At 37.5% G+C, this 26,246-nt stretch carries 22 protein-coding genes; 13 read left to right on the top strand and 9 right to left on the bottom strand.

Annotated elements, in window-relative coordinates:
* Nucleotides 1-200: 200 nt before the first annotated feature.
* A complete protein-coding gene (locus D9O48_RS16185) occupies nucleotides 201-1,937 on the top strand; it encodes a thiamine pyrophosphate-dependent enzyme (RefSeq protein WP_126974025.1) in 1,737 nt (578 codons plus the stop codon).
* Between the two features lie 125 nt (nucleotides 1,938-2,062).
* Nucleotides 2,063-2,494, top strand: a complete 432-nt coding sequence (locus D9O48_RS16180) for a DUF2147 domain-containing protein (RefSeq protein WP_126974024.1) — start codon at nucleotides 2,063-2,065, stop codon at nucleotides 2,492-2,494.
* Nucleotides 2,495-2,543: 49 nt separating this feature from the next.
* On the opposite strand, the gene D9O48_RS16175 is transcribed toward D9O48_RS16180, so the two are convergent.
* Nucleotides 2,544-2,726 (bottom strand): hypothetical protein, encoded by a 183-nt coding sequence (locus D9O48_RS16175; RefSeq protein ID WP_126974023.1) that lies wholly within the window; start codon nucleotides 2,724-2,726, stop codon nucleotides 2,544-2,546.
* 625 nt (nucleotides 2,727-3,351) lie between these two features.
* On the opposite strand from D9O48_RS16175, the gene D9O48_RS16170 reads away from it, so the two are divergent.
* The 7 genes from D9O48_RS16170 to D9O48_RS16140 all read left to right on the top strand — a co-directional run bounded on the left by D9O48_RS16170 (nucleotide 3,352) and on the right by D9O48_RS16140 (nucleotide 12,861).
* Nucleotides 3,352-3,897, top strand: coding sequence for an RNA polymerase sigma-70 factor (locus D9O48_RS16170; protein WP_126974022.1), 546 nt, complete (start codon nucleotides 3,352-3,354; stop codon nucleotides 3,895-3,897).
* A gap of 259 nt (nucleotides 3,898-4,156) precedes the next feature.
* Nucleotides 4,157-5,182 carry a FecR family protein gene (locus D9O48_RS16165; RefSeq protein ID WP_126974021.1) on the top strand — a complete coding sequence of 342 codons (1,026 nt, stop codon included), beginning with the start codon at nucleotides 4,157-4,159 and terminating at the stop codon, nucleotides 5,180-5,182.
* Between the two features lie 248 nt (nucleotides 5,183-5,430).
* Complete coding sequence (locus tag D9O48_RS16160) at nucleotides 5,431-8,625, top strand: TonB-dependent receptor (protein WP_158624919.1); 3,195 nt, start codon at nucleotides 5,431-5,433, stop codon at nucleotides 8,623-8,625.
* A 33-nt stretch (nucleotides 8,626-8,658) separates the two neighbouring features.
* The gene (locus D9O48_RS16155) at nucleotides 8,659-10,071 is read left to right on the top strand and encodes a hypothetical protein (RefSeq protein WP_126974019.1); all 1,413 of its coding nucleotides are present in this window, start codon (nucleotides 8,659-8,661) and stop codon (nucleotides 10,069-10,071) included.
* 80 nt (nucleotides 10,072-10,151) lie between these two features.
* On the top strand, nucleotides 10,152-10,913 hold the full coding sequence (locus D9O48_RS16150) for a hypothetical protein (RefSeq protein ID WP_126974018.1): 762 nt from the start codon (nucleotides 10,152-10,154) through the stop codon (nucleotides 10,911-10,913).
* A 214-nt stretch (nucleotides 10,914-11,127) separates the two neighbouring features.
* A complete protein-coding gene (locus D9O48_RS16145) occupies nucleotides 11,128-12,510 on the top strand; it encodes a S41 family peptidase (RefSeq protein WP_158624918.1) in 1,383 nt (460 codons plus the stop codon).
* 39 nt (nucleotides 12,511-12,549) lie between these two features.
* Nucleotides 12,550-12,861, top strand: a complete 312-nt coding sequence (locus D9O48_RS16140) for a hypothetical protein (RefSeq protein WP_126974016.1) — start codon at nucleotides 12,550-12,552, stop codon at nucleotides 12,859-12,861.
* Between the two features lie 149 nt (nucleotides 12,862-13,010).
* Here D9O48_RS16140 and D9O48_RS16135 read toward each other — a convergent pair whose 3' ends face one another.
* Both D9O48_RS16135 and ygiD read right to left on the bottom strand, forming a co-directional pair.
* On the bottom strand, nucleotides 13,011-14,126 hold the full coding sequence (locus D9O48_RS16135; protein ID WP_199750601.1) for an NAD(P)-dependent alcohol dehydrogenase: 1,116 nt from the start codon (nucleotides 14,124-14,126) through the stop codon (nucleotides 13,011-13,013).
* Between the two features lie 469 nt (nucleotides 14,127-14,595).
* On the bottom strand, nucleotides 14,596-15,480 hold the full coding sequence (gene ygiD, locus D9O48_RS16130) for a 4,5-DOPA-extradiol-dioxygenase (RefSeq protein ID WP_126974014.1): 885 nt from the start codon (nucleotides 15,478-15,480) through the stop codon (nucleotides 14,596-14,598).
* Between the two features lie 251 nt (nucleotides 15,481-15,731).
* Here ygiD and D9O48_RS16125 point away from each other — a divergent pair, with 251 nt between their 5' ends.
* Complete coding sequence (locus D9O48_RS16125) at nucleotides 15,732-16,235, top strand: SRPBCC family protein (protein ID WP_126974013.1); 504 nt, start codon at nucleotides 15,732-15,734, stop codon at nucleotides 16,233-16,235.
* A gap of 59 nt (nucleotides 16,236-16,294) precedes the next feature.
* Here the strand turns inward: D9O48_RS16125 and D9O48_RS16120 are convergent, their stop codons facing one another.
* The 6 genes from D9O48_RS16120 to D9O48_RS16095 form a co-directional block, all read right to left on the bottom strand.
* Nucleotides 16,295-17,125, bottom strand: coding sequence for a helix-turn-helix transcriptional regulator (locus D9O48_RS16120; RefSeq protein ID WP_126974012.1), 831 nt, complete (start codon nucleotides 17,123-17,125; stop codon nucleotides 16,295-16,297).
* A gap of 156 nt (nucleotides 17,126-17,281) precedes the next feature.
* A complete protein-coding gene (locus D9O48_RS16115) occupies nucleotides 17,282-18,082 on the bottom strand; it encodes a hypothetical protein (protein ID WP_126974011.1) in 801 nt (266 codons plus the stop codon).
* A 51-nt stretch (nucleotides 18,083-18,133) separates the two neighbouring features.
* Nucleotides 18,134-18,868 (bottom strand): SMI1/KNR4 family protein, encoded by a 735-nt coding sequence (locus tag D9O48_RS16110; protein WP_199750600.1) that lies wholly within the window; start codon nucleotides 18,866-18,868, stop codon nucleotides 18,134-18,136.
* Nucleotides 18,869-18,929: 61 nt separating this feature from the next.
* Nucleotides 18,930-19,454 carry a methylated-DNA--[protein]-cysteine S-methyltransferase gene (locus D9O48_RS16105; protein ID WP_126974010.1) on the bottom strand — a complete coding sequence of 175 codons (525 nt, stop codon included), beginning with the start codon at nucleotides 19,452-19,454 and terminating at the stop codon, nucleotides 18,930-18,932.
* 19 nt (nucleotides 19,455-19,473) lie between these two features.
* Nucleotides 19,474-19,818, bottom strand: a complete 345-nt coding sequence (locus D9O48_RS16100; RefSeq protein ID WP_126974009.1) for a hypothetical protein — start codon at nucleotides 19,816-19,818, stop codon at nucleotides 19,474-19,476.
* A gap of 103 nt (nucleotides 19,819-19,921) precedes the next feature.
* Nucleotides 19,922-20,779 carry a hypothetical protein gene (locus tag D9O48_RS16095; RefSeq protein ID WP_126974008.1) on the bottom strand — a complete coding sequence of 286 codons (858 nt, stop codon included), beginning with the start codon at nucleotides 20,777-20,779 and terminating at the stop codon, nucleotides 19,922-19,924.
* A 311-nt stretch (nucleotides 20,780-21,090) separates the two neighbouring features.
* Here D9O48_RS16095 and D9O48_RS16090 point away from each other — a divergent pair, with 311 nt between their 5' ends.
* From D9O48_RS16090 to D9O48_RS16085, 3 genes are all read left to right on the top strand, one after another.
* A complete protein-coding gene (locus tag D9O48_RS16090) occupies nucleotides 21,091-22,686 on the top strand; it encodes a DUF6377 domain-containing protein (RefSeq protein WP_126974007.1) in 1,596 nt (531 codons plus the stop codon).
* Between the two features lie 324 nt (nucleotides 22,687-23,010).
* Nucleotides 23,011-23,184 carry a hypothetical protein gene (locus tag D9O48_RS18800; RefSeq protein ID WP_158624917.1) on the top strand — a complete coding sequence of 58 codons (174 nt, stop codon included), beginning with the start codon at nucleotides 23,011-23,013 and terminating at the stop codon, nucleotides 23,182-23,184.
* A gap of 98 nt (nucleotides 23,185-23,282) precedes the next feature.
* Nucleotides 23,283-26,243: a SusC/RagA family TonB-linked outer membrane protein gene (locus D9O48_RS16085; RefSeq protein ID WP_126974006.1), complete on the top strand. Its 2,961-nt coding sequence runs from the start codon at nucleotides 23,283-23,285 to the stop codon at nucleotides 26,241-26,243.
* Nucleotides 26,244-26,246 lie beyond the last annotated feature (3 nt).

Genomic DNA, 26,246 nt, shown 5'->3' with positions numbered 1-26,246 from the left:
AAATAGAACGCTTATTAAGAATTTAATCGTATTCTGATCAATTGTACCTCCTCAGCTTGAGATGAATCAATATTCATTGTTTTACTGTGGCGGCGCAACATTTGATGCAATTAGCATACGCACTGCGAGTGAGTAAAAATTACCTCCACCCGAACCGAAATTATTGCAAGAATCTTTCCGAAAACTAAAAAAATTATACTATGGCAAAAAAGATAGCGGATCAATTAGTGGAAACGATAGAAAAAGCCGGAATTAAACGAATTTATTCGGTTACTGGAGATAGTCTGAATGAGGTAAACGACGCTGTACGTCGAAATGGTAATATTGACTGGATACATGTTCGTCACGAAGAAACGGGTGCTTTTGCAGCCGCAGCCGAGGCTGAACTGAACGGCATTGCCTGTTGTGCCGGCAGTAGCGGCCCGGGGCACGTACATTTAATTAACGGGCTCTATGAAGCACAACGCAGTAATGCTGCCGTATTGGCTATTGCTTCAACCTGTGCAACCGATGAGTTCGGGGTGGGGTATTTTCAGGAAACAAATACCATTAAACTATTCGACGATTGCAGCGGTTATAATCAGATTGCCACAACTGCTAAACAATTTCCACGTATGTTACAGGCCGCCCTGCAGCATGCATATACCCATAGTGAAGTGGCAGTACTCGGGTTGCCGGGTGATCTTACAAAAGAAGATGCCGTAGAAAGTAGCTCTGCCGAATTGTTATTGCCAATGGAAACCGTTTTCCGTCCCAATGATACATCTATCCAACTACTGGCTGATAAACTGAATAACTGTGAGAAAATTACCATTTTCTGCGGTTGGGGCGCAGGAGAAGCACATCACGAAGTGGTTCAGCTGTCGGGGTTGTTACGTGCACCTGTTGCCTATTCTTTCAGAGCAAAAATGTTGATTCAACATGATAATCCGAATGAAGTAGGTATGACTGGTTTGCTGGGATTGTCATCGGCATTTTATGCCATGCATGATGCAGAACTGTTATTATTATTGGGTACGGATTTCCCATATAAAGATTTTATGCCCGATCATCTGGAAATTATTCAGGTAGATAAACGCCCCGAACGATTGGGAAGGAAAGCAAAAGTAGATATAGGTTTGGCCGGTGATATCAAAGATACCTTACATGCACTCATTCCGCTGATCCAGGCAAAGTCATCCAATACATTCTTAAAAGAACAACTTGAAAAATACGATGATGTAAAGGATAAATTAAAAACTTACGTAGATGACCGCGGTACGGAGAATGCTATTTCACCCGAATATGTAACGGATATGATCAATACCTACGCCAGTCAGGATGCTATTTTTACCGTTGATACCGGAATGTGTTGTGTTTGGGGGGCAAGGTATCTGCATGCCAGCGGACAAAGACGTATGCTTGGTTCCTTTACACACGGATCAATGGCCAATGCATTACCTCAGGCTATTGGTGCAGCACTGGCCCGTCCGGGTCAGCAGGTAGTGGCTTTATGTGGTGATGGTGGCTTATCTATGATGATGGGTGATCTTGCTACTATCGTACAATATAAACTGCCCATTAAAATAATTGTATACAATAATAGAAGTCTGGGTATGGTACGCCTCGAAATGCAGGTAGAAGGATTGCAGGATTGGCAAACCGATATGTATAATCCTGACTTTGCAAAAGTTGCTGAGGCAATGGGTATGAAAAGTTTTACTATTGAAAAACCTGAACAGGTATCTGCTACCATTCAACAGGCATTGCAAATGCAGGAGCCGGTACTGGTAAACGTGTTTACCAATCCAAACTCGTTGGCAATGCCACCGAAATTAGAGTTTTCACAAATTAAGGGAATGACAAAATCAATGGGTAAAATGATGCTGAATGGTAACTTCAAAGAAATGATGGATATTGTAAAAAGCAACTATAAGCATTTAAAGGATTTAATTTAATATGTTCAGCTCTTACAAAACCTGTATTTTTCACATTTACATTGCAGTTTTTTAAGATAGATGAAAAAGAATATAAAAAGATTTTATTTGTTTTACACCTGGTAGTTAACATTAAATAGAGAGATATGCGATTATTGGTGTCATTGATTTTGTTAATCGGTACAACGCTGTCTGTTACAGCACAAAACAAACAGGCAATAGTGGGAATATGGTTTAATCAGGAGAAAGACGGAAAAATTCAGATATATGAGCTGAACGGAAAATATTTCGGTAAACTTATCTGGCTGAAAGATGCTTATGAAGCAGACGGAACGACTCCCAGAAAAGACAGTAAAAATAAAGATGCCAAACTGAGAAATCGTTCTTTAGTAAATACCATTCTTTTAACCGATTTTGAGTTTGATAAAAACAAATGGACAAACGGTCAGATTTATGATCCGAAAAGTGGTAATACATACAAGTGCGAAATGAAACTGGATGGAGCCAGGCTGGATGTAAGAGGATATGTAGGAGCACCGATGTTTGGAAGAACGACTGTCTTTACAAGGGCAGAGTAATCTTTTTAAAACAACTGATAAGAATAATATCCGGAACTAAAGTTCCGGATTATTTATTGTTGAGTATGGCTCCTTCTTTAAGCTGATGGCCTTGTATCCCACCTTCAAACTCAATAGAGGTAGAAATGAGTGTGGCGCCGGCTTTCGGTATTAAAATATTCAGATGCAAATGCGCGATATTCGTATAACCGGTCATACCGCTCAGGCCAATTGGTTGTTTTTTTGAGCACACTATCTCCAACTTTCACCAATGCACCATTTTGTTTCAGATGTACATACTGACTAAATATGCCTGAATGCGGATGATAAACCGTTATAAAATTACTACGGTCATTATCCCGCCATTGTGAACCGGTTGCTCCATTCTGTAATCTTTAATCACACCTGACACATCACCGTCTTCAATACTACAAATGGTATCACTTATTTAAAGATTGCAGTCAATAGCAGAACGACTATAATTATTCGTATTTGAACAGGCTGCCAATAAGAAAGGTAAGATGTTTGAGACATTCATATTATAAATAAGGTTTTGTCGATGTTGGCAAAAAACTTTTCGCAAAATAAATAATCTTTAGTCTTGTTTTTCAGAAAAATACCCGGTTTGTAGTATGCGCTGCAACCCCATTTTTTAAATAATGAAGCAATCAACAGATTCTTCGGAGAACAGTGTGCATAAATATCAGTACCGGATGAACGAAGTTGTAAAAAAATATAATTGATTAATAAATAGGGGAATAGAAATTCTAAATAAAATTATACTTTAAAAATGAATTTTTAAAATAGGGAAACAGCAAAAGTTAACATTGGGGTAATATTTAAAAAGCCAAATTTGTAGCAGTAACACCATTTTCTCTATGAAGTATCATGAGATTTCCGATATGGATTTATGGCAATATTGCAAGCAGGATGATCTGAAAGCCTATAAAGAGCTTTTCAGAAGGTTTTCTCCTAAACTATATAAACAGGCCGTAGTATATATTAAGGATAGAATGATTGCAGAAGAATTAGTCTTAGACCTGCTGTTTTCTATCTGGCAGAAGCGCCATGAACCCATTATGCAAGGTGAAATTGCTCCTTATTTATTCCGTTGTATGCGTAATGCCGTACTGAAGTATCTCCGGAAAAATATTCCACCGACTTTATCTTTTCAAAACTTATCTGAAGACAGTTTTGTTGAAGAAAAAAGAGCAGACTATAATCTGATAGTAGCAGAAAATCAAAAAATTTACGAAAGTAGTCTTTCTGATTTAAGTCCGCAAAGGAGAGAGGTATTCCGGTTAAGCAGAGAAGAAAACTTATCCTATGCTGAAATAGCCATTGAAATGAATCTTTCTGTTAATACTGTTGAAAATTACATGGTAGCAGCCCTCAAATCACTACGAAAAAAAAATATCATTTAATATCCGGATTGTATCCCTATTAAAAGAATACCTGAGATGAAATCATCCCGGGTATTTTTTTTGGGTTATAGCTGTTTCCTGCCCGGTAAAGAGTTCTACATAATTTCCCTTTTCCTTATAACATTACCAAATTGTTATCTTGATTTTGTTAATTTATTGATTTATAGCAAGATGTGAAATAGGATCAACTTCTATCAAAAAAATGATAGGTGGTCTGATACATATTTTCGGATGATTATAATAGAAGCAACTAATTAACATGAACAACGAGGATAAGCAATTACTCAATAACTATCTAAAAAACACATGCACACGCGAAGAGCTGGAGCGTGTTGGCCGTTTACTCGATTTACCGGGTACCGAAGAATATCTCCATACATTGATGATGGAAAGAGAAAGCCAGTCAGAATTGTTGGTGGAAGAGAATGTAGCTGAAGCGAAAATACAGCAATGGGAAAATCAGTTATTCTCCAGAATACAGGCAGAGAAAGAAAACGACAGTATAAAAACGAAACATTTTACGATGTTTCATAAAGTAACATATGCTGCTGCCAGTATTGCATTATTGGTATTAGGCGTGTACTATATATACAAATCAGCTAATCCGGCAGTGAATGTAGAAGATAGTTATGCATTGGTAGAAAAGTGGAATGAAGAAAGCTTACCGGTACAATATCTTTTGCCTGATCAGTCCTCTGTTTTTCTGGGAGCCGGAGCAATGATCCGCCATCCCAGACAATTTAATCAACAGAGTAGGGAAGTTACACTTTCAGGTGAAGCATTTTTTGATGTGATACCAGATAAGGAGCGTCCTTTTATAGTGCATACCAGAACAATGCTCACAAAAGTGTTAGGTACTTCCTTTAAAATTGAGGCATTTGATAACTATCCGCTTACAGTGAGTGTGGCAACAGGAAAAGTTTCAGTAAGTACGGTTGCAAATGAGAAGATAAATAAAGAATTGGCTGTATTAACACCGGGGTATAAAGTCACTTATGACGAAGCCTCCGGAACACATCAGAAGGGTAATGCAAGTACGGAAGATTTATTGCAATGGACGGAGGGTGACCTGATTTTTGATCAGCAAACATTAGAACTGGTAGCTTTAAAATTAGAAAAGCGTTATGGCGTGCAGATTACTTTTGAAAAACGCGACATTAGTCGTTACAAAATAAGCGGATCTTTTAAACGTGAAGAAGATATTCAGACAATTCTGAAAATACTTTCTGTGATCGGAAAGTTCGATTATAAATTCAATCACCAACAATCAATAAATATTTACTAAAGGTATGTTGTAAGCAGTAAAAAAGCGCTCTGCTTGCCGGCAGAACGCTTTTAAAAAGATACCAGGCCGCCCATTTTTCACCACAAACGGCTTGATAGCAAAGATTCCCGGAAACCGGGACGAATAGATTATTAAAATAAATAACCCATTCATTTAACAAAGTTATGCAAAAAACAGTACACAGGCTTCCTTTACGAGGGATAAAAGCGTATGTCTATACCTTCTCATCCCTAAGAAGACCGATGCTGATGATACTGATCATCCTTCTCAGTTTACAGGCTTACAGCCAACAGGTTCTATCAAAAAAACTCTCTATTTCCATTCAAAATGTTACTCCCCGAAAAGCACTGGAAGAAATTCAGAAAGCAGGTGGTATCAGAATTCTTTTCGGAGAAGATATTAACCGGTTTTCTTCGAATAAAGTTTCAATCAACCAAAAAGATATTACCATTCAACAGGCGTTGACAATAACATTGAAAAAAACAACGCTTACTTATGAATTGATGGACAATTATATATTGATCAAAGAAACAAAATCCGCAACTGCACCTAAAGCTACATTAGCGGCCGTTAAACAGGCAGGTTCTATAAGTGGTAAAATTATCGATAGCAGAGGCAATCCATTAGTAGGCGCTTCACTACAGGTAATGCAAAAAGGGGGCAATGCTCAAAGCAGTGTTGACGGTTCATATCAAATTACACTCACGCCTGGGCAATATACCATAGAAGTCACTTATGTAGGATTTCAAACAAAAAGAATTACAGACATTAAGATAAGTGAAAAAGAAAATACCCCACTGAATATTGTAATGGCCGACGATGCACAAAACCTGCAAACGGTAGTCGTAACCAGTTCTTATCAGAAAGCATCGGTGGAAGGTTTGTATGCGCGTCAGAAAAGCAGTGCTTCCACAACAGATGGTATTACTGCCGAACAAATAGCTCGAACTCCTGATAACAATGTAGCTCAGGTATTAGGCAGGGTAAGCGGATTAAATATTCAGGACGGAAAACACGTAACGGTAAGAGGGTTGAGCGACCGGTATAATAATGTATTATTAAACGGATCACAATTACCCAGTACTGAACCCAATAAAAGAAATTTTGCCTTCGATATTATTCCTTCATCGATGATTGATAATGTGATTGTTCACAAAACCGCTACCGCTAATTTAAGTGGTGAGTTCTCAGGTGGGATTGTAGAGGTGGAAACAAGATCGATTCCCACTGAAAACTTTTTCAGCATAAAACTCGGAACCGGTATTAATACGGCAGCCACAGGAAAAGATTTTTATCAGCCACAAAGAGGTAAATATGATTTTCTGGCGATTGATGACAATCGCAAAATTGGCAAAGGATTTAATAACAACGAATATGCCACCTTAACTTTTGCTAACAATGCTGCAGACAATGAAAAACGAAATGAAATGATGGCCCTTTTCCCGAATCGTTTCAAAATGTATAATTACAAAGGCGCACCGCTGCAGGATTACGGTATTAATGCCGGAAAAGTAGTCAGCTTTGACAATGGAAACAGGCTAGGTGTAGTAGCAGGTATTACTTACCGGAATCAACAAACTGCTACTGAATATACCGATCAGCTCGAGCTCGCCAGGTTCTTCCGGTTTGAAGGAAAAGAATATGAATTTTCAACGAACTGGAGTGCAATGCTGAATGCAGGTTATTCTTTTGGTAATCATAAAATAGGAATTAAAAATATTTACAGCAGAAGGCTGACCGAGCAATCTTACTTATACCGCGGAAAAGACTTGTACAATGGATTTTTTGTAGATGGAATAGCGAATACCCCGTTAATCAATTCCATTATGCAAAACCGTATTGAAGGAGAACATAAGATCGGAACAAAAGGGCCCATTCTGAAATGGCATGCCAGTGCATCACGCACGCAACGTGATGAACCGGATAACAAAAACCATGTAGGTTATTCAGAAGACAGTGTTCTTTACCGATATGTATGGGTACAGGATGCACTTACTTTTTCAAGCAATTTCTTCTCTACATTTCGTGAAAACCGGTATACCTGGGCCGCAGAGACCGATATTCCACTTCGCTTCTGGAATAGAAAGCAACTGATTAAAACCGGTTATCAGGGCAGTTATCGTGATGCCTCATTCGAAGCTGAAATTTATGCGATTAAAGGAAACAACACACATTTTGCAGGTTTACCTTACTATGAAGCCTTTGCCAGGGAAAATTTTAAAGCGAATCAATTGTATTATGTGCCTTACCTCACCAATCCGGCATTAGGTGTTGGAAAAACAAATGGTTATGACGGTTTCCAACGATTGAATGCAGGTTATATTATGTTCGATGGAAAACCAATGGCTGCTTTAAGAGTAATTGCAGGGTTAAGAATGGAACACAACATTACAGCCAATCGATCATCTGCCGTTTCTTATGTAGGAGACAATCCTGTCAGAACAGACTCGCTGGTACAGATAGATAAAATAGACTGGCTTCCTTCAGCTACTTTAATCTATTCATTATCACCTAAAACAAATATACGTGCTTCATACTTTGCATCGGTTGCACGTCCTGATCTTCGTGAACTTTCTTTCTTCACTTACTTTGAAGCACAACGAAGAACGTATGTAACGGGTAAAGATTTAAAACCTACCAGTATACACAATGCTGATATCCGTTTTGAGCATTATCCATCGCCGGGAGAAATCATTTCGGTATCCGGGTTCTATAAACATTTTATCAATCCGATTGAATTACAGATGCGTGATTTAAGCGGTGGTGGTGCGCAGGTAGCCGAAATGTATTATATGAATCTTGACCAGGCAACTAATATCGGTTTTGAAGTAAACTTCAGAAAATCGCTGGCTATGTTTAACGAAACGTCTTCCTTACTCAATAACCTTTTTGTGTCGGGGAATTTCACCTGGATGCATTCCAAACTTACGTTGGAAGGAAAAGAAGACATCTACCAAAACCTGGAGGGCGGTAAAAAATTGCTTATCCCTGCACAACAGAGCCGGCCGTTGTGGGGTCAGGCACCATACTTAATTAATGGAGGCTTATTATACACGGGTGAACATCTCGGAATTAATTTGAGTTACACAAGAGTGGGTGAACGAATCATCTACGGAGCGCAATCCGCACATTTTAATGAATGGGAAAAAGCAAGAGACGTATTGGATCTTCAATTCAGTTATCGCTTCGGAACGAATAACCGTGCAGAAATAAAACTGAATATAGCAGATCTGCTGAATCAGGCAGTCATAAGATACTTTAACGATACCAAACATTATTATGCGATCATCGGTACATTACCCGGTGAGGCAGTTGAACCGGATAGAGAAGGCATTATCCGTATGCCTGAAAACAGCAGAAAGTACAATGAGAAGGATGATGAATTGCGCCGGAAATTTAAATACGGCAGAAATATAAGTCTGAGCCTGACTTATAACTTTTAACTCGTTCCTAATTATTACACAAATAAAGTTGTTATGTTCACAAAAAAATCAACATTGTTAATCGCTGTCGCACTGATGGCATTCGCAGCTTGTAAAAAATCAGGCGGAGAAGAAGTAGAAGGTGCAAATTTTAACCGTTCTACTTCTGCAGCAGCAGATCTTCGTACCTGGCCTTCATTGACATCAACTATTCCTTCAACGATCAATGGCGGTACTTTCGTTTTAACAAACGACAGAGTATGGATCTTAGACGGACCTACTTACGTTGGTAGCACCGGTGTATTACAAATTGAACCAAACACATTGATCAAAGGTAATTCAAGCTCATCCAGAGGTACTTCTTACTTAGTAGTTACACGTGGCGGTAGAATTGAAGCGGATGGTGTTTCTGCCAGCACTTCAATCGTATTTACTTCTGATAAACCAGCCGGTCAACGTGTTCCGGGAGACTGGGGTGGCATTATCGTATTAGGTAACGCGCCGGTAAACCAAAGTCCGTTACCTCAAATCGAAGGTATTATCAGCACTGAAATTCCTGCCGGTTACTCTATCAATTACGGTGGAAGCGACACTGCACATAACGGTGGTATTTTAAGATACGTTCGTATTGAATTTGCCGGACGTGATTTAGGTAATAATAACGAGATTAACGGTTTGACTTTAGGCGGTGTTGGTAATACTACGGTATTGGAAAACATCCAGGTTTCTTACGGTCAAGACGATGCTTTCGAATTTTTCGGAGGTACCGTGAATGCTAAAAACCTGATTGCTTTAGGTAATACTGATGATGATTTCGATTTCGATTTCGGTTATGTAGGTAAAATTCAGTTCGCCGTTGCACTTCGTGACCCTGCCGTTCACAGCGTATTGAGTAGCGATCCAAACGGTATTGAAAGCGATAACGATGGTGCGTCTTCAGTATTAACTCCAAGAACAGCTCCTATCTTATCAAACTTCACCATCTTAGGTTATAGCGGTAACCCAAGTGGTTTATTAAATGGTGTACGTTTCAGAAGAAGCAGCCAGTTCAGAATGCATAACTCAATCATTGCCGGTTGGAACAATAGCGGTGCTTTCTTTGACGGTCCTCAGGTAATTGCAGACATTACTTCAGGGGTTGCTCAATTCAGAAACAATGCCGTTCAATCACAACTGGATGATTTCAATCCAAACCCGGGTGCCTGGGCAGGATTCAGCAACAACATCCCTAGTTTAATCGGAGGTTCTCCGGTTGCTTTCGTAAGATTAGTAAGCCCATTCACTATTGCTAACCCTGACTTCAGATATGTAGCTGGTTCTCCGGCAGCATCTAACTTTGATTACACCACTTTACCAACTCCGTTCTTCAATACTTCATTGAATTACCGTGGTGCATTCGGAGCAGCAGGTTCTGCAAGATGGGATGCAGTTTGGGCTTCATACCAACCTCAAACTAACCCTTACTAGTCAAAAAATTCAAACATCGTAATAATTAGGAATTATTTCCCCTATGGCACCTGCCATAGGGGTTATTTAAAAAGATACAAATGAAACAAGTATTTTCTCTCTTACTCGTTGTTACCGTTTTCTTCTCCTGTACTAAAGAGAACAACTTTTTAGAAAAACCAACTTTTACTTCTCTGTCAATCAATACCACCGCATCTGTTAAAAAATTCGATGTATGGTTAGATGAAGAACTATTGAAAGACAGTATCAGTAGTTCTGTAGCATTAAGCAACGTAACAATTGTAGCAGGTGAGCACAGGCTCAGAATTTCGCAGGCAGGATTAAAAGATTTCTTTATTGATACTGTACTTCATTTTGACTGGCAGGCAAAGTCTCCTGCTTATACATTTTCATTAATTGAATTGGATAGTGAGTCTGATCCGTTATTCTTTACAGGATTTTCTAATGAAATTCCTGCGCACGAAAACGGTTATGTAACAATAGGATTTTTAAATATAGATCCAACACCTATAAGTTTTAATAAAGACATTGACCTGATTATTTATGATGCATCCGGAATGGATCCGGATAAAATAATCGCTGAATTCAATGATATTCCTTATAATAAAATATCATCTTATCATAAAATTCCGGTAGACGTTTTCAATAATGGAGGAATGATGGTTATTCGTGATGCAGAGAGTAAAGAAATATTATTTGATGGGAGAGAGCTGTTCGGATTTCTTTTTTTGGGTAGCTACTGGCCAGGCGCACCGAACACTTATTTGTTGAAATTCTATAATGTTGGTGATGAGCTCTATCCTTACTATCTGGCAGAAACAATTTTTTCGGCGTTAAGATAAAAAAAGCCACTCTATCATACCATAGAGTGGCTAAGTTGTTATGCTCTTTTAAAATTACTTTAAAAAGGCATACAAACTTAGCAAAAAAATATGATTTCATGTTATCATTATGTTTTGCCGGTCAAAAAAAATTGTTATTTTCTATAAAGAGCTTCTATTCAACATAGCTATTTGCCTTAACAACACAATATCAATTGAATATAATTTAAGTAATATGTTTCGCGGTAGTAAACTCAACTATATTATTCTGCTGGTGCTGGTCGCAACTGCCTGTAAAAAGGAAAGAAGTACAGTTGTGTTATCAGACCTCAATCAATGGATAATGGATAGTATGAAAGTATATTACTACTGGAATGAAAAGATTCCCACCGATGCTGTTGACCAAAATACGCCAACTGCTTTTTTTAACACATTATTAAGCAAGGAAGACCGTTTTTCCTATATCTATGATCCGGATCAATTAAATACAGAATATTCTTCTTTTGCCTGGTATGGATTTGAATATGAGTTATTGGAGATGCCATATCAATCAGGTGGTTTAACCGGTATTATTACATTGGTGGTGCCGGGTGGTCCGGCTGATTTAAAAGGGTTGAAACGAGGCGATTATTTTCTTTTCGTTAACAACATACCGCTAACGTTTTCGAATATCGAGACGGTTGTTCATTCTATCAGAAGCGGTAATACGCTTCTTTTAACTACAGGTATCTGGCAAAACAATGAGTGGCTAACAGATAAGAATATTGAAATCAATTCGCATCGTTTTTCAGAGCCTGCTGTATATATCAGTAATGTCTTTGAAAATGGGTATACAAAAGCCGGTTATCTTTTCTATAATACGTTCAATGCATCGGCTGATCAGCAATTACTGAGTGTGATTTCATTGCTGAAACAACAGAATGTGAATGAGCTGATATTGGATATGCGTTATAATCCGGGAGGGGATGTTTCATCAGCAGCTAAACTTGCTGCTATACTCTGTAACGTAGAAGGAAATGATTTGTTTGTAATATACAGGGCCAATAAAAACGGAGGAGAGAGGCGAAGTTCGTTTGAACAGACCATCCGTGAAAATAACAATTCCACTGCATCTTTTTCATCATTATTACCTTATCGGTTACATCTGAAAAGAGTAATTATATTGGTATCTGAAAGAACAGCCTCAGCGGCAGAATTACTCATTAATAACATGAAGCCTTACATTGATGTAATCGTAATTGGCAATTCTACTATGGGAAAAGATATGGCTTCATTTGCCATCAATGACCAACGAATTCCTCAGCAATATTTTGTAGTGATGCATCCGCTGGTTTTTAAACTCTATAATGCCAGTTATCAGGGAGATTATTCACGGGGAATATACCCTGATTATTCTATAGATGAAATAACAGATCTCCCTTTAAAACAATTTGGAAATACGGATGATGTGTTGCTCAAAAAAGCCCTGGAAATAACCGGAGTAGTTACAATTAATCAAAAACACCCATTGAGGAAAAATATTGAGCTTCAAAAAACTTCTTCAGTATATATACAGGAATTACAAAAACATTCAAGACGGAAAGTAGTTCCGGTAGCAGTTAAAACAATTATTCCATAAGTGTGATTTAAACTTGATTATTTATTAAACAAACAATAAATGCGACCTATCAGCAATAAAAAACACCTGGCATTAGTTACGGCATTGGATGTTTTATGCCGGCAGTCAGAAGGAGAAATCGATGTGGTTTCGGTAGGTGAGAAAACAAAAGAACTGGTCGATATTTATCAACAATATGAAAAATTATTAAATGAATTATCAGGTTGCATTCATAAATATGAATCACTCCATCATACACTTAAAACTGATGTATTAGGCTCTTTGTTGAAAGAGGCTAAGAAAAGAGGGGAGACTGTGTCTGACCAATACCTGGCTGCCATTGAGTATATAAAAGTATCCCGTTTCGGTTAGTATATAGTTGATTCGTACCCTATTAATGCGATTTGCTGATATCAATTTTTTTTTGTATCTTATCAGATAGTGTCTGTGTCATAAAAAAGCTGTTTCTCGAAAGAAACAGCTTTTCAGATGAAACCCGTTTGAATTTCAAACGGCTATTATTAACCATTGTATTCGCCTATTAATATGACAGGTTTTATGGTTCTTCCGTGTTCGGAATCATCAATTGCCTGATTAATGTCTTCGAACTTATACTTCTTAATTAATTTATCGAAGGGAAACTGTCCATTCATATACATTTTCACCATTGCAGGTATAAACTCACCAGGAACACTATCACCTTCCACAATTCCTTTTAGTTGAATACCCCGGGCAACATACCCATTCATTTCTATTTCAAGTGGTTTTTCCGCTACTCCAACAATGCCCATTTCACCGGCAGACTTCAAAACAGCTAATGAATTATTAATCACATCATTCCGGCCTGTTGTATCAAAGCCAAAATCAAATCCTTTTGGTTCAATTTTTTGAAGGGCTTCAATCACATTTTCTTTTTTGCTGTTTACTACATGCGTAGCACCCAGTTCTAATGCGAAATTTAAACGCTCTTCATTAATATCTACCGCAACGATTGTTGTTGCAGAACAGGCTTTGGCAGCCAGCAGGGCAGCTAATCCCACGGCTCCTGATCCTGAAATTACTACTGAACTCCCGGCTTTTACTTTTAATGAATTAATGATGGCACCTGCGCCTGTTTGTATGCCGCATCCCAAAGGTCCCAATATTTCCAGGGGAGCTTCTTTGGGAACTTTTATAACATTATTCTGATCACCGATTGCATATGTTGCAAAAGATGATTGTGAAAAGAAATTATCTTTTATGCCGTTATTATCATGATCGTGATGACTATGCGAACCATCTAAACGACACCCGCCAAAGTTCAAAGGCATAAACTTTTCACAATAGGCCGGTTTTCCTGATTTACAGTTTACGCAATGTCCGCAAAAACCAAAAGTCATTACCACATGGTCGCCAACTGCTAATCCGGTTACGGCAGCGCCCACTTTTTCAACAATCCCGGCGCCTTCATGTCCTAATACAATAGGAAAGAAGTCAGATGAACCTAAAAAATTATCTCTGGCAGCCATGTCCGTATGACAGGTTCCTGTAGCAACAATCCTTACTAATACTTCATTGGGTCTTGGTTCTTCCAACTTTAACTTTTGAAGGTTGAATGAACCTCCTTTTTCTTTTACAACTGCTGCGGTTATTTCCATATATGATGATTTAAATTCAATAATCTTATATACAACTTCTGAACCATACATCCGGTTCTACTGATTACGTTAGTCAATTGTTATCGGTACTAAAAACTTCTGTCGTTTTTAAGCAGAACGGGCCTTTGCCTGCTAATTACCAAATTACCGGCACCATAAACCACAGAACAAAAATCTGAACAGGCTGACTGTAAAAAAACACTCTCCGCTTTTATCTGAACCAGATCGCTGATAATCGTTTCTGAAAACCTGGTATCTCTTTGAAAATCAGATTTTTTAACAGATGTTAGTATTTGAAATAATCAGGGTTTTGTCAATCTTTAGTTTCTTTCTGACTTTAGTCAATTGCTTAATGTAGAAATCACTACACAGCTCTTTACAGGTATCTAAACGTTTCGGTAATATTTGTTCATTCGTAATAATATGAAATATGAACGGTGTAGTGGTTATTCAGATAATACCTCTTCTTTTAATCTATTTTCACTGAGAGCATATTCAATGAACCTGCTATCAGTTCATCATTGTAAAAGGTTGTTTGTTCATTCTTTTCCTGTAAAGCCAGTGTATATAACAATGGAAGGTAGTGTTCGGGTGTTGGAATTGCCAATTGAAACTCACGGCCCTGTTTATTAAAATGAATGAGCGACTGATGATCTTTTTCGGTAATCATCTTTTTCATTTTTTCATTCGCTGTAATTGCCCAGTCATATCCATAACCGGGTGTTGTCATTTTATCCCATGCGGCCATCCTCAGATTATGAACAGAATTTCCGCTTCCTATAATCAATACGCCTTTTCTACGCAAAGCGGCCAGTTCTTTAGCCAGCGCATAGTGATATGCCGGCGGCTGGGTATAGTCAATGCTTAATTGTATGACGGGTATATCAGCGTTCGGATAAAGGAACTTTACAACCGTCCAGCAACCGTGATCCAGGCCCCAGTCATGGTCTAAACCTACCTGTGTTGACTGGATTATTTTCTGTGTTTCATTTGCAAGATCCGGGCTACCTGGTGCGGGATACTGTACATCAAACAAGGCCTGTGGAAATCCTCCAAAATCGTGAATGGTTTTAGGTTTTTCCATAGCAGTGACAAAAGTACCACGGGTTTCCCAATGAGCAGAAATACAAAGAATTGCTTTGGGTTTTGGAATGGATTTTCCGATATTTTCAAACCCATGCGTGAAAGTGTTATTTTCGATCGCATTCATCGGATTACCATGACCAAGAAAAAGAACGGGCATTTTCTCCGTTGCTTCAAAGTTTTGCGTTGCATTGTGTAATGCATTCAGTTTGTATGCCGCTGCACCTATAGGTAGTATTGCCATTGTCTTTACAAAGTCTTTTCGATTCATTATCAATAGAAGCTGTTTAAAAAATCATGTCTGTCTGGTATACAGATTACTTACAAAGGTATTTTAAGTTTATTCGGCGTGGTAACACTAATCGGAAGAAAAGTTGTGTTTTTAGGAAGAGGTACCTTGTTTGAAGCTTTTATGAGTTAAGGTGTCTGTTCTTTCAAAAAATCAATAAAAATTTGTGAAGCCAAATAGTTGCGCTATATTTCCTACCGGATGATTATGTATTCCATCATTAAAAACGAAAAATGAGTACCAATCTATTATTTGACTTCTCTGTCAACAAAGAAAATAACACGGTAAACATCAAACGGGCATTTAATGCAGACATTGAATTAGTATGGGAAGCATGGACAAATGCCGAAGTGCTTGATCAATGGTGGGCACCAAAACCGTTGCAATCCAAAACAAAAATTATGGATTGCACAGTTGGCGGACGCAGATTTTATGCTATGGTAAATTCTGAAGGACAGGAGCATTGGGGCATTCAGCAATTCACGTTGATAAACCCCACAACCCATTTGAATTGGTTGTCTTCATTTGCTGATAAAGACGAAAATATTAACACAGCACTTCCAACTTCACAATGGGAATTGAACCTCATTGAACAAAACGAAACAACAATAGCGGATATCACTATAAGGCATCAAACATTTGCCAATATTGAAATGCTCCTTCAAATGGGATTCAAAGACGGATTTACAATGACATTGAATGAACTTGATACACTATTGTCAGCACTAAAAAAATAAGTATTAAAAGTATATGGATTATAATTTTACACTTGCTTTAGCTTCTTTTTTATCAGCAACTATGGAAGCAGTTTATTCATTTCCTCTCTGAATTCTTTCGGCGTCATACCTGTTTTTTTCTTAAAGGCATGAGTGAAATAAGTTTTTTCTTTAAACCCCAGATCAAAACCAATTGCTGAAATAGTTTTATCAGTAGTAATCAATAAGTTTTTTGCTTCAGTGAGTTTTCTGGTTTCAATTATTTCTGAAACACTTTGATGGAGTATAGTCTGACAGGTAAGATTCAGGTTTCTTACCGTCATAAAGAGTTTTTCAGCATAAAAATTTACATCTCTTGGTTCTTTATAATGTTCATCGAGAAGGCGTAGAAAATTTTTAAAAGTAGCACTTTGTATTTTTTTTGATTCTTCGCTATTCAGATTGAGTTTGCGTCTGTCAGATTCAATAATAGTAAATAAAGTACTTAATAATTGTCTGATCACGGCGAGATCAGCTGCTTCCTGTTGGTATTCCTGATAAATAAGTTCACAAAGAGTAATCAGCCGTTCAAAACAACTATTATGTTCAAAACTGATATTGGCATTATCATGAAAAGAGGAATAGAGCTGAAATGTAGTTTCGGCAATGAATTCACTTTTAAAACGAATAACCCATAAGTCGCATTTGCCATCTTTTACTATGGGTTGAACGCGGTGTAATTTGCCCTGCGTTACAAAGCTAACAAAAGGAGCATTTATTAATTTAGACCGGAAGTCTATAAAATGCTCTAGTTGACCTTCTCTACCGATAATCAGTTCTTCAAAGTCGTGATGGTGCGGGTCATTTACTGACTGTTGAATTTTATGCGCCGCTGTGGCGTCTACCCTGAATATTTTAAAAATTTCGTTCATACCATTTCACTGAGTATTGAATTAATGTGATCATAAGTTACCTCTAAAGCAACATTTAAGATCATCAATTTGTTGCGGAAAGGTTATTTATTTGCACATTGACTCATACAAACCTAAGATGGCTTAACTGAAAAATAAACCAATTCAGGAATAAATTTATTTTACTTTCAGAAAAATACCCTCAATTGTGGCATTATGGCCAAACTGACCGGTACAATAGCCATTTGTATAATATATATAGGCGAAATCTTTATAAAGTTTTACTCCGAAACCACATTTCCCGCTATGCGGAATTTCATAAGTAAAGTTGTTTGTTGGCAAGTTAATGGTATCCTTTTTTACATCAGCCAGGTTAAGTCCTCTGTCTTCACTGGTGACAGCTGAAATTTCAAACTCAGCTTTCATCTCATCAATTTTGTTTAAAGTAAAATAACCTTTATATCCTTTTTTACCATATTCATAGGCATACTTACCGAAGGCTGTATTACGGTCTGCTTTTATTTCTGCCGTTGCAACTAAATTGGTATCAACAGCGAAAAGTTCTACCGGTAGTTCTTTCATGGTAACCGGCGACATCCAGGTACCGGTTAGTTTACCGGAAGTTGAATTCACATTGATCACTCCTGATATATTACCGGTTTTTTCAAACTCCTGAAAACGGTAATTATTGTCGTCCTGAATCAATCCGATCAGTTTGATAGGTTCCTGTTGTTTGGTACTGAGATAGGTAATTTCGCCCATCATCAGATTGCTGTCTGTCTGGTAATGAATAACCACCGGAATCTTATGATCTATAGTTCCTTTCCATGTCGTTACTTTTGCAGGGGTGGGAGGTAACGGCTGTAAGTTCATCGAGTCTCTGTCCTTCGTGGTATCTCTTCGATCTACGGACGATGCCTTTTCTTTACAGGAAATCAAAGTAGCTATAACTAAGAACAAAACAACAATATATTTCATATTTCTATAGTTTTAGATGATAGAGTATATTTATAGTAGTACAAAGTTTGTTTAGCGATTGAATATTTTTGATAATATCCCTTTTCTTCTTTCAATACCCCATAAAGTATTAGATCCGTTGCGAATCGTTTTTTGTATGGAAGGGCCAAACTTGCCCCATGCAAAACCAGATTTATTTGGCTTATTTCTCAGATCGGCAATCACATAATTATTTTCGAGGCGGGAAGCAAACTCCTTCAACACCAGATCGTCAGATTGACGTGCATGTTCAAGGCTTATTAAACCGTCTTTTTGTTCCCATATATCAAATACCGTTTTTTCACGGATTTTATCCAGGTTAGATAGTTTTTTATCTTTGCCAAATTCATGGATATGTTGAATGAATTGTGATAAATTTTCTGAGTGTTTCACTATCACCGCCGGATCATGACTGATAAAAAAAACATTCCCCCAGTTTCCCTGTAGATCAACGTCAACAATCCATACATTAGTAAAAATATCTGTAGTCAGTTTAACAGAATAAGGAAAAAACTCCTCCATATCGAAGAGGCTGATTCCATCAAAAGTGATTTCTTTAAAAGGAGGGAATTTAAAACCCGAAGAAAATCTTAATAATTCATGAATTTCGGCAGGAAGTTGCCGGGTGGGAAGTTGTTGTGCCAGCAGATGAATTTCATCATCTGACAAGCCTTCTTTGAGCTCTATTTTAAATTCACCATTTTCTTCCGAGCTGTAAGTTTCGTTCAGGATAGATTGCAATTGAGCTAATGCGGTCATTGTATTCATAGTAAACGTGTTAATTCTACAATATTTTTATATTGGTAAATTCAACCGTACTAATTGATTACTAAAACAATGCCTGTTGCTGGATAAGTCCTTCTAATTGTAGTAACTTGTGTTTCACCGCCGTTCCGCCGGCATATCCTGTTAACTCTCCGTTGCTGCCGATAATCCGATGACAGGGTACCAGAATAGAAATAGCGTTTGCACCGTTCGCCGAAGCTACTGCACGAATGGCCTTTTCGTCGCCTAATCTGCGACTCAGTTCCAGATAAGAAATACTTTTTCCGAAAGGAACTTTGAGTAATTCATTCCATACTTTCTGTTGAAAAGCTGTACCCGCAAATATCAATGGCAAATTAAATTCTGTACGTTTACGATCGGCATATTCTTTTAACTGATCTATTGCTTTTTGATGCAAAGGCGTAAGTTGTTCAACATACTCCGCCTTAAAAAAACTTTTGAGCCGATCATCTACCTGCTGACGTTTTGAACGGTAATTCCAGTCTACGAGGCAAAGCTGCTCTTCATATTCACCGAGTAACAGTTCGCCAAAAGTACTTTTATAAATAGTGGTATAGATCGTATTCATCTTGATTGTTCTTAAAGGATTATTGCATTTGAATTGATTGTAGCTGATCTTTTTCTACAGATAAAACACCATTTACTTTCTTGAAATATTTAATGGCATCATTTATTGATTTATTTTCAGGAACAGCAACCGCAATGCCATATAAGTTTGTATAATCATAAAGTAACTTTGCACCATATTGATTTACTGCTTCCAGCAAACCTTCTTTACCCACTTTAGCATCATAGAAAATGATCAGATTTCTTAATTCAGGTTGTGACGTACTATTTGTTACAGGTACTTCCTTTGGCTGAAATAACCTGCAACCTGTAGTTAATACTGCTACAATAGCTGCCACCCCAAATACAATAAATTTCATTTTCATATTATCTCATTTCTGTTAAAGAATGCGGATATAAAAGTATTGAAAAAACAGTAAGCTTCATGTGGTGCTCCTGTTAATATTTTATAAGACTTGTAATACTCATTTACGAAGCTGGTATATTCAGAATTAAATCTGCCGGAACTCTGATCAGCTCTTTTTCAAAATTTAAATCAGTGCGTACTTTATTGAACAAAGCTGCTGCAGCTTTTGCTTTTTCATGATGAATAATGATAGTATCCGGGTATTTATAAGCTTCAAAATAACTGGAAAATTTAGCATTAAAATCCTCCTTTGATAACAATATTACTTCCTTAATAGTTTTGAAAAAACGTTTATATTTTCGTGCCAGTACATAATAATCTGTAACCGGCAATACATTCGGAAAATGTTCTGTCCAGATAGATAAGGTAACTGGTGTGCCACCATCTGATTTTTTGAAGAAGAATGCCTTTGAAACGAAATATTCTGCTCCCAATTCATATTGCATCCGTTTTACATTATAATTATGTACCCAGATGGCATTAGTCAGATCTGGCGGCAGATAAACTGATTGTTCATTATTGAATTGACTGCAAGCATATAGATTAGCTTTATTCCAGGTTTGAAAGAGTTCTGTTTTACCGGGCTTATGAGGAGCAGCTTTACTGGTTTGAGGGTTTATTACATAAAGATCAAGATCGTTTACGAAGTATGTTACAAAATCGAAAGCTTCTAACCCAAAGAACTCTGGCCTGGCATAATTCAGATTAAAAACAAATCCGGTATTTTCAAATCCTTCATAAAATTCTCCTGCAGGGTCGTTTTTTTCAAAAAAATAATAAACTTCTGTACGGTCGTTCTCAAAGAACCATTGATATTCGTCCTCATTAGGAGACGTTAGTTTTCGGGTTAAATAATTGCTGATATCATCGCAAGTTATATTGCTGTTTTTCCTTTTATAAAAGAATAAATCGAAACTCATAAATGGTGAAATTGTAGTAAATCTGATCTGCCAGGTAAAGATAGTTTATTAATTTTTTTATTTTTTTCAGATTAGTAGCATGAGGAATACTTTTCGCAATTAGTGTTGATTTTGTACTAAGTAACATTTCTGGCAAAGAGCCTGAATAAAAAAGATAAAAAATCACTACTAAATTCGTAACTTACTTTGTTGCTTCAGGAATGATTCTTTTCTATATAATAGAATCATCTTACATTTGAAATAACCAGCTAACAGCCAACATGAAAATGAGAAAAGTGCTTATCAGCATAATGCTGCTAACGATAATTTGTGTGCGAAGTATCGCAGGAAGTGATGAACTCATGCATCAATTGAACGGCGTCATGCAAAATGCGGCGAAATATGAAGCTGATAAAATAAAACAAATCGAAAGCTACCGCGCTGCCTTACAAGTCTCTGATCAATCCCCGTCCACTATTTTCAGGCATTATGAAAAATTATACGAGGCTTTTAAAGTCTATAATTATGATTCTGCTTATACCTATGCACATCGCTTAATTGAAATAGCTAATAGCCTGAACGATGTTAATTACCAGGCTTCCGCAAAAATCAGACTCAGTTTTATACTGTTATCCGGAGGATTATTCAAAGAAACCTATGATTCTTTATCTACCTTACAAAAGCACCTGGTTCCTGATAGTTTAAAAGGTACTTACTATTCACTTTGGGCAAGGTATTATTATGATCTGGCAGGTTATGTAAGTGATTACAATTATTCTTTTAAGTATGATGAATTGGGTAATACTTATATCGATTCAGCTTTGCATTATTTTGTTCCTGAATCATTTGAATATAAGTATTATGCCGGATTAAAAGCTCTTAAAACCAATAAATTGGACGAAGGGCTCATCCAGTTAGAACAGTTACTCAACTGGCCTGAATTATCAAAACATCAACTGGCTATTACTGCCTCCACCTTAAGTACCGTATATCTTCAGCGGGCGGATACAGCTAAGGCAATAGAATTACTGGTTCGTGCTTCTATTGCAGATATACAATCTACTACCAAAGAAACTGTTGCTATTTTTCACCTGGCCGTTCTTTTGTATCAGACGGGCGACTTACGGCATGCATCTATGTGTATTGAAGGAGCAATCGCCAACGCAAAATATTATGGTGCCCGTCAACGCCAACTTCAGGTAAGCACGATTCTGCCTTTGATAGAAGGGGAAAGAATCGCTGCAATGGAGGCTCAAAAAGCTATATTAATAAAGTATGCAGTGGTTGTCACGATTCTGGTATTAGCATTAATTGCATTATCCTGGATCATCTCTCGTCAGATTAGAAAACTGAAACACGCTAAATCAGCATTAAGCTTAGCCAACGCTGCGCAGAAAACAGCCATTGAACAATTACAGGAATCAAACCGCCGTTTGGAAGAACTGAACGATAAATTAGAAGAAGTTAATAAAATTAAAGAAGAGTATATCGGGTATTTCTTCAACGCTGATTCTGAATTTTATAGTAAACTAGACAAAATTAAAAGCACCATTGAGCAAAAAATCAAAGAACGCAGATACGAAGACATTACTTATTATCTCAATAAAATAGATACACGGAAGGAAAAAGAAGAACTGTTACTCAGTTTTGACCGCATTTTTCTTAAACTTTTCCCCAACTTTGTACAGGAAATGAATGCACTACTTCACCCTGAAGAACAAATTGTTCTGCGTGAAGGCGAACTCTTAAATACTGATTTACGTATCTACGCGTTAACTCGTCTCGGGGTAACTGATCCGGAGAAAATAGCCGGCATACTCGGCTATTCAGTTAAAACAATTTATAGCTATAAGTCCCGGATCCGAAATAAATCACGCATTCCGGTAGAAACATTTGAAGACGAGGTGATGAAAATCAAAACCATTTAAACAGCTAAAACTCTTTAAGATTATCTTCCCCCATGATTATCTGTGTTTAAACGTAGATGATCAATATTTTCATACACTACACGATTTTCTATTGCAGAACCCTTCATGTACGTTCATTATTCTGACTTTTCAAGTCTTTAATCTTTCTATAATATTTATATTTAATATGTTTTTATTTGTATGATTTTCAATATTATACAAAATTTACTTAACACTATTTTTCGTCAAATATTTCCATTGGTGTTTTAAAAGTTGTTCAACGTGAACGCATGTCGTTTTTTTAGGTTGTTCATTTTATTAAAACCCGATTGCAAAAAGCTGCTGATGAAAAAACTGTTATTCACCCAATTCCATGAATCAGGCGTATTCCAAACTCCTGCTATATTCAATAACCATCCAGGTATTACTATCCAAAAAGTAAGTACAGACCGTGACATATCCCGTCATGACATTCACCAAAGATATTTTGAACCATCCCGGAAAGCCGGATTCGTTTAACCAGAAAGTATACCGGCTCTTCAGCTCTTGCAAAAGCTTTCATCGAACTCTTTACACAGCCACCAAAATTAATCTGTTCATTCACACAACTTGTCAATATGAAATTGTTTAGTCATTTTAAAGTGTTTTTGTTGTTTTTCAGTTGCATTTTTATCCTGCAGACTGTTAGTGCACAAAACACAATAACGGTTACAGGAGTTATTAAAAATGAGAAAGGAGAACCATTACCGTTGGTATCGGTAAAAATCGCAGGAACAGCAACCGGAACACTATCCGATATATCCGGAAACTTTAAAATAGAAGTTCCGGTAAATAGTAAATTATCGATTTCTTATGTTGGCTATCATACAAAAGAGATAACAGCTCAGCCTGATTTAATGATTACATTGGAACCGGAAGAAGATTTATTGGCTGATGTGGTAGTGATTGGTTACGGTTCTGTACAAAGAAAGGAAGTAACCGGAGCAATTTCAACAGTTACTTCTAAAGATTTTCAGCAGGGGGCTATTACTACTCCCGAACAGCTTATCGCCGGTAAAGTACCCGGCGTATCTGTTACCAGTAACGGTGGTTCTCCGGGTGCCGGAAGTACTATCCGTATTCGCGGGGGTGTTTCTTTAAATGCCAGTAATGATCCATTAATCGTTGTAGATGGTGTTCCGCTCAGTGGAAATGGTATATATGGTGCTTCAAATCCGTTAAGCCTGATTAACCCCGCTGATATTACTTCTTTTACTGTTTTAAAAGATGCAGCGGCAACCGCTATTTACGGATCACGCGCATCTAACGGAGTTATTCTTATTTCTACCAGAAAAGGAAGTGCAGGTTCACCTGTTATTAACTTCACCACTCAGGTGTCTGCAGCCACAATGACAAAAAAAATGGATGTACTGTCTGCTGATCAGTTCCGCCATTTGGTAGATTCATTAGGCGGAGGAACTTATGATAATATCAATACTTATAAATCTTTGATGGGTGCAACCTCTACTGACTGGCAGAATCAGATTTTTCAAACCGCTATCAGTACAGATAATAATTTAAGCATTGCCGGGTCGCTAAACAATATTCCTTACAGGGTTTCTGTCGGATATCTGAATCAGGAAGGACTTCTGAGAACCGATCGTCTGCAACGCTATTCCGGAGGAATTGTTCTAAGTCCGCGCTTCTTCGATGACCATCTTAAAGTAGATATTAACCTTAAAGGGGCCTATAATAATACACGCTTTGCAAATAATGCCGCCATTAGTTCGGCAGTATACTTTGATCCTACCCAACCGGTTTATAGTTCATCACCTTATGGTAATTATTATGAATGGGCCTCAATAGATCCTTTAAGCGGTGAACACACGCTGAATAAACTGGCACCCAAAAATCCGGTTTCACTGTTGGATTTATATAGAAACATGAGCAATGTTTACAGAAGTTACGGAAGTGCGCAGTTCGATTACAAATTCCATTTCTTGCCGGAGTTACACGCCAACTTAAACCTTGGTTATGATGTAGCGAAAGGAGAGGGTACCGTAAACGTTCCGGAGTATGCTGCGCAAAACTTTTTGGAAAGAGGCCAGCGTAATCAGTATTCTAACAAACTGAATAATACTGTGATGGAATTTTATCTGAGTTACAATAAACAGTTTCCTTCACTAAAAAGTCAGTTGAACGCCACGGCCGGATACGGTTATTATAACAATCAGACCACAAATTTCAACTTTCCTGCTATTACCGAAAAGGGAGACACTTTACCGGGAAGTATTCCGAAGTTTCCATATGACAAACCACAAAATACCTTAATTTCTTACTACGGAAGAGTCATTTATACCGTAGATGATAAATATACATTGGCAGCTTCTTTAAGAACAGACGGTTCTTCGCGTTTTGCACCTGATGTTCGTTGGGGAACGTTTCCTTCACTGGCATTTACCTGGCAGCTTAATAAAGAAAACTTCTTAAATAATGTGAATGCCTTAAACGATTTAAAACTCCGGCTGAGTTATGGTGTTACGGGTAATCAGGATGGCATCTATGAATATCCTTATCAGTCTGTTTATTCACTCAGCGGCAGTGGATCTTTGGTTAGGTTCGGTAATAACTGGTATAGCATGGGAACACCATCTCCCTATGATGCCGGCATCAAATGGGAACAAACAGCCGCGTATAATGCAGGAGTTGATTTTGCATTTCTGAACAACCGTATTTACGGTGCAATCGATGTGTACTTCAAAAAAACAAAAGACCTCCTGAATGAAATTCCTATTCCGGCCGGATCAAACTTCGGGTCAAGAATCCTTACCAACGTAGGAAATGTTGAAAATAAAGGCATCGAACTTTCATTAACGACTGTACCCATTCGTAATGAAAGAACAACATTAGAAGTTTCTTTTAATGCAGCTTACAATAAAAATACCATTACCAATTTAACAGCCACACAAGATTCAACTTATGCAGGTACTTTAACAGGTAATGGTGTTATTCAGATTAATTCAGTAGGATATTCTCCGAATTCTTTTTATGTATATCAACAACTATACACGAATGGAAAACCTATTGAAGGAGTATACGCAGACCGTAATGGTGACGGTACTATTAATGAAAAAGACCTTTACCGGTATCAGGCTCCTTTTCCTAAATATATTTTCGGCTTTTCTTCACAACTGACACATAAAAAATGGACATTCAATACAGTTATCCGTGCAAATGTTGGCAACTATTTATATAATGAAATTGCAACAGGTGCAGTAGTGGCAAATATGTTGAATCCGTTACAATACCTCGCCAATACAAACAGTGATATTTTAAATACAGGATTTATTAACGGCCAGAAACAATCAGACTATTACATTCAGAACGCATCTTTTCTGAGAATGGATAACCTTGGAGTTATCTACAATTTCGGACGTATTATGAATGATAAAGCATCACTTCGATTTACCGCTAATTGTCAGAATGTATTTGTTGCTACAAAATATACCGGTTTAGATCCTGAAATCTATGGTGGTATTGACAATGTGATTTATCCACGTCCGCGCACATTTGTAGTAGGCGCAAGTATTCAATTTTAAGGG

Origin of the sequence: Gynurincola endophyticus (assembly GCF_003991195.1) — a bacterium.
Lineage (GTDB): Bacteria > Bacteroidota > Bacteroidia > Chitinophagales > Chitinophagaceae > Gynurincola > Gynurincola endophyticus.
Note: the sequence above shows the minus strand (reverse complement) of the source record. Positions and strands in the feature narration are given on the sequence as shown.